This is a genomic window from Staphylococcus microti, assembly GCF_000934465.1.
Taxonomy (GTDB): Bacteria; Bacillota; Bacilli; order Staphylococcales; family Staphylococcaceae; genus Staphylococcus; species Staphylococcus microti.
Genome location: NZ_JXWY01000069.1, coordinates 1 through 401 on the forward strand (window position 1 = coordinate 1; position 401 = coordinate 401).

1 protein-coding gene is annotated in these 401 nt (G+C 32.7%); it reads right to left on the minus strand.

From position 1 onward, the window contains the following. On the minus strand, positions 1-367 hold a 367-nt coding region (locus tag TP70_RS08725; RefSeq protein WP_156962273.1), incomplete at its 3' end, for a DDE-type integrase/transposase/recombinase. Positions 368-401 lie beyond the last annotated feature (34 nt).

Consider the following 401-nt stretch of genomic DNA (forward strand, 5'->3'; position numbering starts at 1 on the left):
AACAGTTTCCTTTCCTAGACATTGATTGTTTTAAACCACTTGTGTTAACTAATGCTTGAAATGATGTACATGTATAGTGAATCCCTTGGTCTGAGTGAATAATTAATTTTTTGTTTTTCGGAATTTTATGTTTCCCTACGAGTTTTGAAACAGTGTTTAATACAAGGTCTACTTTCAAACTATCACTTAGTTCATATGAAAGTATTTGATTCGTGTAAGCATCTTTTATAGTGGATAGGTAGGCTGTTTTACCTTTCCCGTAACACAAATAGGTAATATCAGTAAGAAGAATTGTTTTAGGACCACCCATTTTGAAATGACGTTTCACTAAGTTATCTTTCACACGTTGTTCAGTGGAATACTTCATGGCTTGTTTATATGGATTTGCTTTTCTTATCGGA